Origin of the sequence: Pseudogracilibacillus sp. SO30301A (assembly GCF_037072025.1) — a bacterium.
Lineage (GTDB): Bacteria > Bacillota > Bacilli > Bacillales > Amphibacillaceae > Pseudogracilibacillus.
Genome location: NZ_JAXHDD010000001.1, coordinates 218,707 through 234,541, shown reverse-complemented (window position 1 = coordinate 234,541; position 15,835 = coordinate 218,707). Strand labels below are relative to the sequence as shown.

Sequence of the window (15,835 nt, the reverse complement as noted above, 5' to 3'; positions counted from 1 at the left end):
TCTACATTTTCGCAGCGAAAATCAACGAAGCTGTTACTAATTTACAAATTTTCACTACTCAACAGTATACTTCAACTGTGACGATTAATAGTAATGAATTTTATGAATAGAACTGATGCATAAATATTTATAGGAGGTGGGAGAGTGAAGAAGAAAACAACGATTCTCGATGAATCAGCAATAAATAGAGCTTTAACGCGAATAGCTCACGAGATTTTAGAACGAAACAAAGGTGGAGACACTATCGTTTTAGTAGGTATTAAAACAAGAGGTGTTCCACTAGCGAAACGACTCCAAGCAAAAATAGAGCAAATTGAAGATATCACTGTCCCAATAGGAGAACTCGATATCACTTTATATCGAGATGACTTACAACAAAAATCTACAGATCCTGAAATATTAGGGACGAAAATTGAACTTGATATTACGAATAAGACAGTAATTTTAGTAGATGATGTTCTATTTACAGGAAGAACAGTTCGAGCGGCAATGGATGCTGTCATGGATATCGGGCGCCCTGATCAAATTCAATTAGCAGTGTTGACAGATAGAGGACATCGAGAATTACCGATTCGAGCAGATTACGTTGGCAAAAATATTCCAACATCAAAAGAAGAATTAATTGTGGTCAATGTAACTGAGCAAGATGATTTGGATGAAGTAAGTATTTATGAAATTAATTGAATAAAGATTGGCCCTTTAAATAAATCCCGTGAGATTTAAAAGGTAGCTGAGAATTCAACAAACCATACGAGTATAGTACTTGTATAACTCTTTGCGACCTTTTTGCAAAGAGTTTTTTTATGAAAATTACGGATCGTATCAAATCGCGGGAAAATGGGATAATAGAAATTGGAGATGGGGTGCGCAATATGAATGATTTTATTTCAGTTCGAGATTTATCAGCTAAGGAAATCGTTTGTCTTCTAGATATGGCAAATCGATTCCGTGAAGATGAGTACAAAATATCAACCCAATTATTTGCGGCAAATTTATTTTTTGAACCTAGTACAAGAACGAAAATAAGCTTTATTGTTGCGGAGAAAAAGTTAGGGATTGAACCTCTAGATTTTCATGCAGAAACGTCAAGCATGAAAAAAGGAGAAAGTCTTTATGATACGGCAAAAACGTTTGAAGCTATCGGGGCAAACGTACTTGTCGTCAGACATGAAGCAGATGACTGGGATAAAGAGCTAGCTGATAAGCTGTCGATTCCAATCATTAATGCAGGTGCTGGTAAAAAAGATCACCCAACGCAAAGTCTATTAGATGCAGATACGATTTATCAAGAATTTGGTCGATTTAGTGGATTGAAGATTGTGATAGCAGGCGATATTAAGCATAGTAGAGTTGCCCGTTCAAATGCAGAAATGTTAAGTAAATTAGGCGCTCAAGTATATTTTTCAGGTGCTCCAGAATTTATGGATGAATCACTTGGCTACCCGGTTTTATCATTTGATGAAGCAGTCGAAAATTGTGACGTACTTATGCTACTACGTATTCAACATGAAAGACATAATGAGTTTGTCGGAGCAACATTGGATTACCATGAAAATTTTGGTCTAACAATTGAAAGAGAAAAACGAATGAAAAAACATGCAATTATTTTGCATCCTGGACCAGTTAATCGTGGAATTGAAATTGACTCATCTCTTGTCGAATGCAATCGATCCAAAATTTTTAAACAAATGGAAAATGGTGTGTATGTTAGAATGGCCGTTTTAACAAAACAATTATTAAATTGGGGGATTATCGATGAAAATAAAATTGAAAAATGCAACTCGCTTGAGCAAAGACAATACATTAGAAAAGTGCGAACTGTTAATTGAAGGGGATCGGATAAAAAAGATAGCAGCTTCAATTACTACTGAAGCAGAAAATGTAATCGACTGTGAAGGTAAATTAGTGTTACCCGGATTCATCGATGTTCATATTCATTTACGTGAACCGGGAGGGGAACATAAAGAAACGATTGCTACAGGAACAATGGCTGCAGCACGTGGCGGGTATACAACAGTTTGCTCAATGCCAAACACGAATCCTGTTCCAGATTCAAGTGAAGAAGTGGAAAAACTTCTAAACCGGATTAAAAAAGACGCACGTATTAGAGTTCTTCCTTATGCAGCAATAACAAAAGGGTTACTAGGAGAGGAAAGAACTAATATAAAAGAGTTAAGTAAATTAGGAGTATTTGCATTTACAGATGATGGTGTCGGGATTCAAACCGCTGGGCAGATGCTTGAAGCAATGAAGGAAGCAGCTGCAAGTGATATGGCGATCGTTGCTCATTGTGAAGATAATTCCATCCTTTATGGAGGAGTAGTTCATAAAGGAAATGTAAGTGAACGGTTAAATTTACCTGGTATAGTAAGTGCTTGCGAATCCGTCCAAATTGCTCGCGATGTTTTACTTGCTGAAGAAGCGAATTGCCATTATCACGTCTGTCATGTTAGTACGAAAGAGTCTGTCCGAGTTATTCGAGATGCGAAAAAAGCAGGAATTAACGTAACAGCAGAAGTAACACCACATCATTTATTATTAACTGAAGATGATGTGAAGGATCATGATGCAGACTTTAAGATGAACCCACCTCTTCGCAGTAAAGCAGACCGTGATGCATTATTGGAAGGATTATTAGATGGAACGATTGACTTTGTCGCAACAGACCATGCACCACATGCTGATGAAGAAAAAGCTTTAGGGATGCTTGAAGCACCCTTTGGAATCGTTGGTTTAGAAACAGCATTCCCGCTTCTTTATACACATCTAGTTAAAACGAATAAAATGACATTAGAACAATTAGTGAATGCATTTACGAGAAAACCAGCAGAAGTGTTTACATTACCGTACGGTTTATTGGAAGAAAACGCAATCGCAGATATCACTTTGGTTGATCTTGAAAATGAATGTACAATTTATAAAAACAAGTTTTATTCAAAAGGAAAAAATACCCCTTTTCAAGGCTGGCAAGTGTATGGAAATCCTGTACTTACCATAGCGACTGGAAAAATTGTATATAAGGAAGGGTTACATGACCATGACTAAACGACAACTTATTTTAGCAGATGGGACAACATTTATTGGGAAAGCATTTGGAGGAAGTGCAAACGTTAGTGGAGAAATAATCTTTAATACGAGCATGACTGGGTACCAAGAAATCATTTCAGATCCAAGTTATTATGACTTAATTACACTGTTTACGTATCCGTCGATTGGTTCGTATGGGGTAAATCGTGATGATTTTGAGTCGTTAAGTGCAAAAGTTAGTGGAGTTATTGTAAAAGAGATTTGTTCGGAGCCATCTAATTTTCGCAGTGAGGAAACAATTGATCAATTGTTGTTAAAACATAATATTCCCGGAATTGCAGGGATCGATACAAGAATGCTAACAAGAATTTTACGTGAAAAAGGTGCAGTTAAAGGAATGATTTCTAATTTAGATGTAGACCGTGAAGAAATCATAATTAAATTAACAAACGAAAAGGAGAAAGATGTTGTTCAAAACGTATCGACAACAAGACCGTATATCGTTCCTGGAAGAGGAAAAAGAATTGTTGTCATAGATATGGGAATGAAGCATCAAATTCTTCACGAATTAACAGAACGTGACTGCCATGTTACTGTTGTACCTTATGATTATTCAGAAGAAGATATTTTGCAGTTTAAACCAGATGGGATTATCATTTCAAATGGCCCTGGTAATCCTAAAGCAGTTACGACTACTATTCATACGGTTAAATCATTAGTCTTAAAAACTTCTATTCTTGGCATTGGATTAGGACATCAAATAATAGCTCTAGCTTGTGGAGCAAATACAAAAAGGCTTCCAGTAGGGAGTTTTGGAAACAATTTTCCGGTTAAAGATCTACAGCGTAATCAAACGTGGATTACTACACAAAGTTGTCGTTACACAGTAGATGAATCCACATTAAAAGATACGGATTTAACTATTTCGTATCGTTCCATAAATGATCATACAATCCAAGGATTAGCACATAAAATTTATCCAGTAATATCCGTACAATTCCAACCAGAAGGTGCACCTGGTTCAAACGAAACAAATTTTATCTTTGATACGTTTCTAAAAGAACTAGCTAACAATCAGATGAATAATGGAGGGCTGCTTCATGCCTAAAAATACAGAAATAGAGAAAATTTTAGTCATTGGTTCAGGACCAATTGTAATTGGACAGGCGGCAGAGTTTGACTATTCAGGTACACAAGCATGTCAGTCATTGAAAGAAGAAGGGTATACCGTCATTTTAGCAAATTCAAATCCAGCAACAATTATGACGGATCATACGATCGCTGACAAAGTATATATGGAACCATTAACAGTTGAGTTTTTAAGTAAAATTATTCGAAAAGAAAGACCTTGTGCCATCCTCCCTACATTAGGAGGACAAACAGGATTAAACTTGGCTGTAGCACTAAATGAGTCAGGTATTTTAGCTGAATGCCAAGTGCAGCTATTAGGAACATCGTTAGAAGCAATTAAAAAGGCAGAAGATAGAGAAAAATTTCGGACATTAATGGAACAATTAAATGAACCAGTTCCTCCAAGTGATATAGTTACTTCAGTGGAAGCAGCAGTAAATTTTGCTGAGAAAATAGGCTATCCTTTAATTGTCAGACCTGCATTCACCCTGGGAGGAACGGGTGGGGGAATGTGTGATAACAGGGAGCAACTGGAACATATTGTTCAAAATGGTTTGAAACTTTCTCCTGTATCGCAATGTCTCATTGAAAAAAGTATTGCCGGGTACAAAGAAATTGAGTATGAGGTAATTCGTGATAAAAAAGACCAGGCAATTGTCGTTTGTAATATGGAAAACATGGATCCAGTCGGAATCCATACTGGAGACTCCATCGTTTTTGCTCCCTCTGTAACGTTAACCGACCGTGAGAATCAATTATTAAGAAAGGTCTCCTTAAAATTAATACGCGCCTTAGAAATTGAGGGTGGCTGTAACGTACAATTGGCGCTTGATCCATATAGTTTTCAATATTACATTATCGAAGTAAATCCACGAGTTAGTCGATCGTCTGCTTTAGCATCGAAAGCAACAGGTTATCCGATCGCAAAAATCGCCGCAAAAATTGCTGTTGGTTTAACCTTAGATGAAATTATTAATCCAATTACAGGGACGACATTTGCTTGTTTTGAGCCAGCACTTGATTATGTCGTGACGAAGATTCCACGCTTTCCTTTTGATAAATTTGTCTCTGGAGACCGTAAATTAGGAACACAGATGAAAGCTACTGGAGAAATAATGGCGATTGGAAGAAATATCGAAGAATCTCTGTTAAAAGGAATTCGTTCTTTAGAAATTGGCAATGGAGATCTATATTTACAAAACCTTGAATCAATCTCTGAAAAAGAAATAAAGAACCGTTTAGAACATGCAGATGATGAACGTATTTTTGTAATTGCACATGCATTAAGACGAGGAATGACGATAGACGAAATCTATCATATTACAAAGATTGATCCGCTTTTCTTAAGAAAAATTAACCATATTATTGAGTTAGAAAAAGAAGTTGCTTTACAATCGTTTCACCTAGAGACGTTAGAAAAAGTAAAGCAATTTGGGTTTTCCGATATTCAAATTGCTCGATTATGGGAAACGACCGAAGAAAAAATATATGAGTATCGATATGAGAATAATATTTTTCCAGTGTATAAGAAAGTGGACACATGTGCAGGAAGTGTAGAATCTACCGCCCCCTACTTTTATAGTACGTATGAACAAGAAAATGAGTCGATTCGAACTGATCAGAAAAAAGTGATCGTATTAGGATCTGGACCAATCCGGATTGGTCAAGGGATTGAATTTGATTATGCGACAGTACATTCTGTTCAGGCGATTAAAGAAATGGGATATGAAGCAATCATAATTAATAATAACCCTGAAACAGTTTCAACTGATTTTTCTGTATCTGATAAATTATACTTTGAACCACTTACATTAGAAGAGGTTATGCATATTGTTAGAGTAGAAGATCCAATTGGAGTTATTGTACAATTTGGCGGTCAGACAGCAATCAATCTTGCTGAAGGGTTAAGAAAAAGAGGAGTTACGATTTTAGGAACAAGTCTTGAGGCAATCGATCGTGCAGAAGATAGAAATAAGTTCGAACAACTATTGGAGGATCTTAACTTAACTAGACCTAAAGGGAAAGCAATAACTGATAAGAAAATAGTCCATGAAACAGCGGAAGCGATCGGTTATCCGGTACTTGTGAGACCATCGTATGTGATTGGCGGTAGCCAAATGGAAATTGTTCATGATGAGGAAGAACTCTCTACTTATTTGCAAAAGATTCCCGCGATAAAATCTAATAAACCATTGTTGATTGACCAATATATCACCGGAATCGAAGTAGATATTGATGCAATCAGTGACGGGAAAACAACCTTTATACCGGGGATAATGGAACATATTGAACGTGCTGGTGTCCATTCTGGAGATTCAATCGCTGTTTATCCACCACAACGTTTAAGCGAATCAGTGAAACAAAAATGTTTAGAGGCAACGGATAAAATTGTAAAAGAACTTGAAGTTATAGGCTTAGTTAACATTCAATTTATTATTCATGAAGATGATGTTTACGTAATTGAGGTTAATCCTCGTGCAAGTCGAACGATTCCTTTTTTAAGTAAAGTTACAGGAATTACAATGGCAAATCTTGCGACAAAGTGTATATTGGGAGAATCATTACAAAACAAAGGGTTTACAACTGAAATTTATCCAGAACCAGAAAATGTATATGTGAAACTCCCTGTATTTTCATTTGAAAAATTACGTAGTGTAGATACTACTTTAGGTCCTGAAATGAAATCAACGGGAGAAGCAATTGGTTATGATTCAACGCTTGAAAAAGCACTTTACAAAGGCTTGACTGCCTCCGGTATCACTATTCCTTTTGAGGGATCTGTTTTAATAACAGTTGCTGATAAAGATAAAGCAGAAGCTTATAAAATTGCTAAGCGATTTTATGAACTTGGATTTCAGTTGTATGCAACAGAAGGAACTGCTAAGTATCTTTCGGACAAGAACTTACCTGTAATGGCAGTAGGTAAGATTGGTACCGATAAAAAGAATGTTCTATCCATTATTCAGAATGGGGAAGTACAATTCGTAGTGAATACATTGACTTCTGGTAAACAGCCACGTTCTGATGGATTTCGAATTCGTAGAGAAGCTGTAGAGCATGGAATTATTAGTCTAACAAACTTAGATACGTCGGAGGCAATTTTACATGTTATTGATTCCGCAACTTTTCGTGCAAGATTGATTACTGAAAAAGGAGTACTTGAAGCATGATAAAAAAAGAATGGATGAAAATTGTTTCAGTAGACAAAATTGCAAAAGACTCATACGAAATGATGTTGGAAAATGAATATATTAGCACGCATGCTGTTCCAGGACAATTTTTACACATAGCTGTACCCGGACACACATTACGCCGCCCTATCTCTATTGCAGCTGTTGATAAACAGGCTCATACTACTACGATCTTATTTAAAACTGTTGGATCTGGTACGGAAACTTTAGTTATTTATGAAATAGGAACTGAACTTGATGTATTAGGGCCAGCCGGCAAGGGATTTCCTGTTGAAAATTTACATGAAGGCGCATCGGTTCTATTAATTGGGGGTGGGATCGGTGTACCGCCTATCTATTTTTTAGCGACAGAGTTAAAAAAACGTGGAATTACCCTGCAGTTTATATTAGGTTTTCAGTCTCAAGCGTATATGTTTTATGAGAAAAAATTTCAATCACTTGGTGAAACTGTCATTGTAACGGATGACGGATCTTATGGAGAAAAGGGGTTTGTAACGGACGTAATTGGACATGTAGCGCCATTTGATAGATATTATTCTTGCGGACCGCTTCCCATGTTAAAAGCTGTAAAAAATAAGTTGCCACATATAGAAGGTTATTTATCCTTTGAAGAACGGATGGGTTGTGGAGTTGGTGCATGTTTTGCTTGCGTCGTTCCTACAAATGATCAGAAAGGTTATAAAAAAATATGTCAGGATGGTCCTGTTTTTGCAGCCGATGAGGTGATATTATGATAGATTTATCTGTTTCTTTACCCGGACTTGAATTGAAAAACCCAATTATGCCTGCTTCAGGATGTTTTGGTTTTGGACGTGAGTATAATCAGTTTTATGATTTGAGTAAATTAGGTGCTATTATTATGAAGGCCGCTACTGGGGAAGAAAGATTCGGAAACGAAACACCTCGAGTTGCTGAAACAGCTGCTGGAATGTTAAATGCAATTGGTTTACAAAATCCCGGTGTCGATAAAATCATTGAAAATGAAATACCTTTTTTAACGCCCTTCTCTATTCCGATTATCGCGAATGTTGCAGGAAGTACAATTGAAGAGTATGAAAAAGTTGTTGCAACACTGAATCAGACAAACGCTATTTCTGCCATTGAACTAAACATTTCCTGCCCGAATGTAAAAGAGGGTGGCATTCAATTTGGTATGGATCCAGCAATGGCAAAAACAGTTACTGAAAAAGTGAAAGCGATAAGTAATGTTCCTGTATATGTGAAGCTATCTCCGAATGTTTCTAATATTGTTGAAATGGCAACAGCGATTGAAGATGCTGGAGCAGATGGATTATCGATGATCAACACCTTGACCGGTATGCAAATTCACCTACCAAGCAGAAAGCCCGTTATTGCCAATAAAACGGGAGGATTATCCGGACCTGCGATTAAACCAATAGCGATTCGAATGATTTATGAAGTGAGACAACATGTAAATATTCCAATAATTGGAATGGGCGGAATTCAAAGCGCAGAAGATGTACTAGAATTTCTATTAGCAGGAGCCGATGCTGTGGCAGTTGGAACTGCTAATTTTCAAAATCCTTTAGCTTGCCCGGAAATTATTGATGATTTGCCTACAGTTTTAGAAAAATACCAATTTCAATCTGTACGAGAGGCAACGGGAGGAGCACACCATGGATAATATATATTTAGCGCTTGATTTTCCAACATGGGAAGAATCCAAACATTTTTTAGATAAAAATAATTTACATGAAGTTCCAGTAAAAGTAGGGATGGAATTATTTTACCGGGAAGGAACATCCGTTATTGAAGCTTTGAAAGAACGGAATCATCCGATTTTTTTAGATTTAAAATTACATGATATTCCAACAACCGTTATGAGAACCATGAGAAATTTGGCTGCTCTTGAAGTCGAATATGTAAATTTGCATGCACTAGGTGGAAGAGATATGATTCAAAAGGCGAAAGAAGGCTTACAGTCTAGTTCTACGAGTAGACATGAAACAAAGCTACTTGCTGTAACCATTTTAACATCAATGGATGATGAAACGATTCATCAAGATTTGCGATTACCGGGGACTGTAGAAAACAATGTCGTTCATTTAGCAAAACTCTCTAAAATGAGCGGAAGTGATGGAGTAGTTTGTTCGGTGCATGAAGTGGAAAAAATCAAACAAGTTTGTTCAGCATCTTTTCTGACGATGACACCAGGTATTCGTCTTGCTTCAAGTAATGATGATGATCAAAAACGAAGCGCAACACCAGCGCTTGCCCGAAAACTTGGTACAGATGCAATTGTTATTGGTCGAAGTATTACAAAAGCGCAAGAACCATTACAAGCATACACCCAAGCAGTGGAGGAATGGAAAAATGGAACTTCAAAATGAAATTGCAAGAGATTTACTTCGTATTAAGGCGGTTCAAATTAAAACAGAAGGTTATTTCACTTGGACATCAGGAATTAAATCGCCAATATACTGTGATAACCGTTTAACAATGTCCTATCCTGAAATAAGAAAAAAAATAACCAAAGCATTTTTGCAAAAATTGGAAGAGTTAAATATACAACCTGATGTTATTGCAGGATGTGCAACAGCTGGAATCCCTCATGCTGCTTGGCTTGCAAGTGAATTAAATATTCCAATGATATATGTTCGCTCAAAGCCTAAGGGGCACGGAAAAGGAAATCAAATTGAAGGAAATGTTGAAAAAGGTCAAAAGATAGTTGTGATTGAAGACTTGATATCAACAGGTGGATCTTCAATCGAGACAGCTAATGTTTTACGTAATCAAGGATTTGAAGTTTTAGCAGTATTAGCAATCTTTACTTATGGTTTACCGATTTCCGACAAACGTTTTGAAGAAGAAGACTTAGTTGTAAGTACGATCACAAGTTTTGATAATCTACTAGAGGTGCTCGTTGCAGATAAAGAAATTACAGAAGCCGATAAGGAAAAGTTATTAACCTGGCGGGGCCAATTATAAATGAGTGAAAGAGAGTCTTATACAGGTTCTTTTTTTATTGTGTGTTAGAACTACTGCTCATCTTACAATTAAAATGAATTTGACCATTATTTATTAATGGTCAAATTCATTTCTTTACTTCAAAAATTCTAGGATGTAACACTTCAACATTTTCAATTTTATCAATCATCGCGGGATACGATTCTTTAATTGGAGATTTCACAATAAAAGTTATATAGTCACCATTTTTTAATTTTAAACCTGTACCCGGTATTGAATAAAGACTCAACCCACCTATCGATTCAAAATATTTTATATAATCTTCTTCTAATTCTTTATCTTCTTTAGACATTATGAACATGTTATTATAGTAATCTTGAAAGTGGTTATCCATATTGTGAAAGTAATCTTTTTCAAACTTACTATCTTGTTTTTCTCTTTCATCAAGATAGCCAAAGTAATAATAGCCAGACATTTTAAACTCAATTTCTTCTTCCTTCACTTCTTCATTTGTTAATTCTGTATTCTCAAAAACAATTTGTTTATAAATAAGAAATGTCATGGCTATTGTTATACCTAATAACAAAAAGTAAATTATCCTCTTCATTTTAGTGAAACTCCTGTTTTATCGTTTTACAAAAAGAATTATAAGTGGATCTAAAGCAGCTCCATAATTTTTTTGATTAGTTTTGCTACCTGCAGAATGGACACCAATAACCTTGTTTATATTATTATCCAGTACAGTAGCACCACTTTGTCCACCAAAAGTGTCAATCGTATAGCTTAAAACTCCATTGCTCAAGTTAGCACTCCCACTCATTATATACTGATTATAATTTGGTTTATCAGCAGGATAACCTCCAATTTTCACAGTTCTTGAGGAAGCATTTTCTAAATCTAAAGTTCCTACCCCAATAGACAAATCATCCTGCATTGTAACAGTACCAATGTCAGTAGCTATTTGTCCACTATCAACATATTCATATGGAATTTTAACAGAACTCGCATAAGAAACATCATCATACACTCCGTCTTTCATTCCTCTATATATAGCCATCCCTGCTGCATAACCTTGAACAAAGTTCTCGTCCATATCACGTGTATAAATACAATGGGCAGCAGTTAGCACTTTTCCTTGACCATAATTATCTTTAAAAAATGACCCTGAACATCTATAAACCACTAAATCATTAAAAGTATTTATATATATAGATTCCAGGTAGAGTGTTTGTTTATACGGGGTAACATTAATATTAGAAACTTTGGCTCGTCCATCAGGACCGATAACGACAGAAGGTGAAAAAATATTGGATTCACTTTCTTCATTATCTCCTACTATTTTTACGTTCAATACTTGATGATCTGGATTATGTTTATTCCATTTTTTTAGATATTGCTACTCATTTAATCTCATGTTATCTTCAGCTAAAAAGGACAAATCGACATCTTTCCCTTTTATGATACGACTTAATGATTCATCATCTTCTTTAACCGATTTTGAATAAATAGGTTCTTCGTGTATGGTTAAAGGGTCTGCATAATACAAACATAGGAACAGACAACAAAAATAAAGTAACTAGAAAAAAACATCTACCTAATTGTTTTCTCATAAACAACTCCCCTTTTAAATTTCAACTTCTAAAGCACTTCGTTCCTTAGATAATTAGTGGGTTGATTAACTATACAATATCATAAAGTAATATTTTTTCAATATCAGAATATTTTAAATTAACAATAAAATTAATTACAAAAGAGCTGCAATTCGCACCTTCTGTTTAATACCTTTTTGTTGTTTTGGGAAAGAAAATAATAGGTTAATTATATTGTGAATTAGATAGTGAATTTACTTGTTTTCATGACTTTTCTCTAAGGAAATGGAACCCCTTAATTAATTATATGGGCTTTTTTTATAGGATTAGATCAATTGCTGGTCTTACAAAAAAGATTGCGTAATTCATATAATCCATAAACTGCGATATAAGGCTCTGCTTATTAATAAATCGATACGGACGACTCGACATCATGGAAACAGACTCGCCGTTTTCCATGATCTTTACCCAAAACGGTCACGATTAATAACGAAACATGCCCGTTTTCCACGACTCTTACTCAAAACGGTCACGATTAATATCGAAACATACCCGTTTTCCACGACTCTTACTCAAAACGGTCACGATTAACATCGAAACATGCCCGTTTTCCACGACTCTTACTCAAAACGGTCACGATTAACATCGAAACATGCCCTTTTTCCATGACCCTTATCCAAAACGGTCACGATTAACATCGAAACATGCCCTTTTTCCATGACCCTTATCCAAAACGGTCACGATTAACATCGAAACATGCCTTTTTCCATGACCCTTACTCAAAACGGTCACGATTAATATCGAAACATACACGTCTTACAGATCGACTCGACATCTTAGATCTGGACTCAGCATGTTGTTCATCGACTCACATTCCGGAACGGAGGTAGAGACACTTTTCCCCAACGGTGATAAATCGTTACGTCACAGTTTACTTAGAACAGAGAAGAATGGAAGGATGAACATCATTAGCTACCTGATTAAATATGATTTTTGATGAAATTGAAGTAATTTTATTATATAATAGAAAGTGATTAAAAATACTTATATAGTAAAGGGTTTTAAGATGAAAATTGATGATTACGAATTATTAATTCAACTTGAAAAAATTGGGACCGTAAGGGGAACAGCAAAAGCAGTACTAATTTCACAGCCAGCTGTATCACAACGTTTAAAATTTATTGAAGAATATTTTGGAGAACAAATTTTTATTCGAACTTCAAAGCGACTCAAATTGACACCTAGTGGTGAAATGATTTTAAAACACGCTAAGGAAGTGATTGAGCGAGAGAAGGAAATTAAAAACAAGTTGGCAGCATCCAGTATCGAAGTCCGTGGTACTTTATCAATTGCTTGTTCATCAGTAATTAGCCAACGTTATTTACCTTCCATTCTATCGAAGTTTACCAATATGTACCCGTTAGTTTCGATCGATCTAGTTACAGGTCTAAGTGAAAATTTAATAAGAGATCATACAAAATATCACGTAACAATAGTGCGAGGAGAAAAAATAAAAGATAGTACGTCCATTCTTTTATTTAAGGATCCTCTTTATATTTTTGATACGGAACCTTTTAACAAAGATGAAGTGAAACAACGCCCGCTCATTTCATTTAAGAGTGATGATTATTTTCAAGACTTAATGAATCACTGGCTCTTTTTTCATCAAGATAAAATTAACCCGATTCAGAAAATTAGTGTTGATCAAATAGAAACATGTAAACAATTTATGAAACAAGGGCTAGGAATGGCAATCCTTCCAAAAAGTATATCACATGTTCTAATGGATAAATTTCCTCATCTTCCGCTAGAAGTTCAAGGTGAAGCAATTACAAGGGATACTTGGTTATGTTACCAAGGAGGAATTAGAAAACTACCACAGGTAAATAGTTTTATTGATCTATTGTTAAGTGAACAATTTGACTAAAAAAGGGCTACATCCACTAATTGGTTGTAGCCCTTTTTAGCAGATAGGAAGTATAAAACTTTCTTACTGCTCACTGGCTAAAAGCGCGACGTCCTGTCGCAACGCCAGTACTAGCACCTCAATCACTCGTAAGTGCAATTTTAGTTCTCGCCAAGGCTTGGTGGTAAGCCAAGTTTTCTAAGATTTACGACTAACATCAAGAGTTATTCTGCAACAAAATTTTCCATCCAGTATCTAGAATCAGACTCTTTTTAATTTCTTAGTTTTTTAATCAGTTCTTCATCCGGCGTTACAAAAAGTGTTTTTTGTTCACTGTATGTTACAAATCCTGGTTTAGCTCCACTAGGTTTTTTTACGTAACGTATTTCAGTGTAGTCAACTGGAACGGAAGCAGATTGTTGGGCTTTACTAAAATAGGCGGCAAGCCCGGCCGCTTCATATAATGTCTGTTCAGAAGGATCCGATGATTTAATGACTACATGCGAACCAGGAATGTCTAGTGTGTGAAGCCAAATATCATTTTTATTTGCGAGCGTCTGGGTGACATACTCATTTTGTTTATTGTTTCTGCCGACATAAATGGTCGTTCCATCCGAAGAAGTAAATTTATCAGGCGTTGGTTTTTTACGCCTTCTTTTTCGTTTGATTTGTTTTTTCATATATCCTTCTTCTATTAATTCTTCTCGAATATCTTCCACATCTTCATCTCTGGCATGTTCTATTTGCTGTAAAATATTTTCTAAATAAGTGATTTCAGCTTTCGTTTTTCTAATTTCAATGGCGGCATTCTTTTTTGCCGTAGATAGTTTGCGATAACGTTTAAAAAGGAGTTGAGCATTTTCACTCGGCGTCTTATCTTGCAATAAGTTAATTGTTATTTCACGTTGTTCCGGATCATAATAATCAACAACTTTAACACTATTGTCACCTTTTTTAACGAGATGCATATGCGCTGTCAATAATTCTCCTTGTTTTTGATACAGATCTGCATCTTTCGCTTTTTCAATCGTTTTTTCATGAATCTTTAATTTCCGTTTATTTTTAGCCAATTCATTTTGAACAAACTTTTCTAAATCTCTTGCTTGTTGTTTGACTCGGTCTCTTTCAGCTTTATTTGAATAAAATGCATCAATTAATTCATTTACAGTAGAAAAACTCATCCATTTGTCTATATAAGAAATAGGGATAACATGAAAATCTTCTTTTTTATTTTGGTAAATTGCGGGTTCATATAAATGATGTTGTACTTGTTCTTTAAATTTTGTAAATTCTTTTTTATATGCCGATTCTGCGCCTAAATGAGCCCGGTGTACAATTTCTTTGGCAGCAAAAGGGGAGATCCCGGATACAGTTTGCACAATTTGTCTGTCCAGTTTACCTGAATTAAAATCAAGTTTTTTTATAAATTGTTCTTCGTCCGTCTCAAGTAAATTTAATTTATTTTGAGGTGGTGGCAATTTATAAGAGGCTCCAGGGAGCAGTGTACGATATCGATTTTGAAATGGAGCGATATGTTTTAAACAGTTGATGATTGTATTTTTATTTTCATTTAATAAGACAACATTACTATGTCTGCCCATAATCTCGATAATAAGTGTTTTTGAAACGGCATCACCAATTTCATCAATAGCCCGAAAGCGAAATGTCACCACACGTTCCAAATCAAATTGTTCAATCTCTTCAACTACAGCCCCTGCCAAATGCTTCCGAAGTATCATACAAAACATCGGAGGTTCATCAGGATTTCTATATGTATCTTCCGTTACATGAAGTCTTGCGTATGAAGGGTGAACCGAAAGGAGTAAAGTATGGTTTTGTCGATTATTTCTTACAGTAATTACAACTTCTGTATTCGTTGGTTGATAGATTTTATTTATTCTACCACCAGTGATTATTTCATTTAATTCATTAACGACTGCACGTGTAACAATTCCGTCAAATGGCATAATCAGATCACCTCACACGCTATTATAGCATTATTTCGGACGAGTCTGCATACATATTGTACAAGTAGTCTTTAGTTAGCAATAAGAAAGCATGAA

General features: G+C 35.6%; 13 protein-coding genes. 10 read left to right on the top strand and 3 right to left on the bottom strand.

Features of this window, described 5'->3' with window-relative positions; translation table 11 throughout:
- The first annotated feature begins 144 nt into the window (after positions 1 to 144).
- The 9 genes from pyrR (at position 145) to pyrE (ending at position 10,298) form a co-directional block, all read left to right on the top strand.
- A complete protein-coding gene (pyrR, locus tag SPD89_RS01150) occupies positions 145 to 684 on the top strand; it encodes a bifunctional pyr operon transcriptional regulator/uracil phosphoribosyltransferase PyrR (protein ID WP_336260109.1) in 540 nt (179 codons plus the stop codon).
- 188 nt (positions 685 to 872) lie between these two features.
- The gene (locus SPD89_RS01145; RefSeq protein ID WP_336260228.1) at positions 873 to 1,829 is read left to right on the top strand and encodes an aspartate carbamoyltransferase catalytic subunit; all 957 of its coding nucleotides are present in this window, start codon (positions 873 to 875) and stop codon (positions 1,827 to 1,829) included.
- Positions 1,756 to 3,045, top strand: coding sequence for a dihydroorotase (locus SPD89_RS01140; RefSeq protein ID WP_336260108.1), 1,290 nt, complete (start codon positions 1,756 to 1,758; stop codon positions 3,043 to 3,045). Before SPD89_RS01145 ends, SPD89_RS01140 begins: the two co-directional genes overlap by 74 nt.
- The gene (locus SPD89_RS01135; RefSeq protein ID WP_336260107.1) at positions 3,032 to 4,135 is read left to right on the top strand and encodes a carbamoyl phosphate synthase small subunit; all 1,104 of its coding nucleotides are present in this window, start codon (positions 3,032 to 3,034) and stop codon (positions 4,133 to 4,135) included. Before SPD89_RS01140 ends, SPD89_RS01135 begins: the two co-directional genes overlap by 14 nt.
- Positions 4,128 to 7,328, top strand: a complete 3,201-nt coding sequence (gene carB / locus SPD89_RS01130) for a carbamoyl-phosphate synthase large subunit (RefSeq protein WP_336260106.1) — start codon at positions 4,128 to 4,130, stop codon at positions 7,326 to 7,328. Before SPD89_RS01135 ends, carB begins: the two co-directional genes overlap by 8 nt.
- The gene (locus SPD89_RS01125) at positions 7,325 to 8,083 is read left to right on the top strand and encodes a dihydroorotate dehydrogenase electron transfer subunit (RefSeq protein WP_336260105.1); all 759 of its coding nucleotides are present in this window, start codon (positions 7,325 to 7,327) and stop codon (positions 8,081 to 8,083) included. The genes carB and SPD89_RS01125 overlap by 4 nt, the downstream gene beginning before the upstream one ends.
- Complete coding sequence (locus SPD89_RS01120) at positions 8,083 to 8,994, top strand: dihydroorotate dehydrogenase (RefSeq protein ID WP_336260227.1); 912 nt, start codon at positions 8,083 to 8,085, stop codon at positions 8,992 to 8,994. Before SPD89_RS01125 ends, SPD89_RS01120 begins: the two co-directional genes overlap by 1 nt.
- Complete coding sequence (gene pyrF / locus SPD89_RS01115; RefSeq protein WP_336260104.1) at positions 8,987 to 9,700, top strand: orotidine-5'-phosphate decarboxylase; 714 nt, start codon at positions 8,987 to 8,989, stop codon at positions 9,698 to 9,700. Before SPD89_RS01120 ends, pyrF begins: the two co-directional genes overlap by 8 nt.
- A complete protein-coding gene (gene pyrE / locus SPD89_RS01110) occupies positions 9,684 to 10,298 on the top strand; it encodes an orotate phosphoribosyltransferase (protein ID WP_336260103.1) in 615 nt (204 codons plus the stop codon). Before pyrF ends, pyrE begins: the two co-directional genes overlap by 17 nt.
- A gap of 106 nt (positions 10,299 to 10,404) precedes the next feature.
- On the opposite strand, the gene SPD89_RS01105 is transcribed toward pyrE, so the two are convergent.
- Together SPD89_RS01105 and SPD89_RS01100 are read right to left on the bottom strand one after the other, a co-directional pair.
- Positions 10,405 to 10,884, bottom strand: coding sequence for a hypothetical protein (locus SPD89_RS01105; RefSeq protein ID WP_336260102.1), 480 nt, complete (start codon positions 10,882 to 10,884; stop codon positions 10,405 to 10,407).
- A gap of 18 nt (positions 10,885 to 10,902) precedes the next feature.
- Complete coding sequence (locus tag SPD89_RS01100) at positions 10,903 to 11,628, bottom strand: trypsin-like serine peptidase (protein ID WP_336260101.1); 726 nt, start codon at positions 11,626 to 11,628, stop codon at positions 10,903 to 10,905.
- Between the two features lie 1,304 nt (positions 11,629 to 12,932).
- On the opposite strand from SPD89_RS01100, the gene SPD89_RS01095 reads away from it, so the two are divergent.
- Positions 12,933 to 13,793, top strand: coding sequence for a LysR family transcriptional regulator (locus SPD89_RS01095; RefSeq protein ID WP_336260100.1), 861 nt, complete (start codon positions 12,933 to 12,935; stop codon positions 13,791 to 13,793).
- Between the two features lie 251 nt (positions 13,794 to 14,044).
- Here the strand turns inward: SPD89_RS01095 and SPD89_RS01090 are convergent, their stop codons facing one another.
- Positions 14,045 to 15,739, bottom strand: a complete 1,695-nt coding sequence (locus SPD89_RS01090) for an Rqc2 family fibronectin-binding protein (RefSeq protein WP_336260099.1) — start codon at positions 15,737 to 15,739, stop codon at positions 14,045 to 14,047.
- Positions 15,740 to 15,835 lie beyond the last annotated feature (96 nt).

Coding starts and splice junctions, on each gene's coding strand:
- SPD89_RS01140 (WP_336260108.1), top strand. CDS start 1,756: ATGAAAATAAAATTGAAAAATGCAACTCGCTTGAGCAAAGACAATACA.
- carB (WP_336260106.1), top strand. CDS start 4,128: ATGCCTAAAAATACAGAAATAGAGAAAATTTTAGTCATTGGTTCAGGA.
- SPD89_RS01095 (WP_336260100.1), top strand. CDS start 12,933: ATGAAAATTGATGATTACGAATTATTAATTCAACTTGAAAAAATTGGG.
- pyrE (WP_336260103.1), top strand. CDS start 9,684: ATGGAACTTCAAAATGAAATTGCAAGAGATTTACTTCGTATTAAGGCG.
- pyrF (WP_336260104.1), top strand. CDS start 8,987: ATGGATAATATATATTTAGCGCTTGATTTTCCAACATGGGAAGAATCC.
- SPD89_RS01135 (WP_336260107.1), top strand. CDS start 3,032: ATGACCATGACTAAACGACAACTTATTTTAGCAGATGGGACAACATTT.
- SPD89_RS01125 (WP_336260105.1), top strand. CDS start 7,325: ATGATAAAAAAAGAATGGATGAAAATTGTTTCAGTAGACAAAATTGCA.
- SPD89_RS01090 (WP_336260099.1), bottom strand. CDS start 15,739: ATGCCATTTGACGGAATTGTTACACGTGCAGTCGTTAATGAATTAAAT.
- SPD89_RS01145 (WP_336260228.1), top strand. CDS start 873: ATGAATGATTTTATTTCAGTTCGAGATTTATCAGCTAAGGAAATCGTT.
- SPD89_RS01105 (WP_336260102.1), bottom strand. CDS start 10,884: ATGAAGAGGATAATTTACTTTTTGTTATTAGGTATAACAATAGCCATG.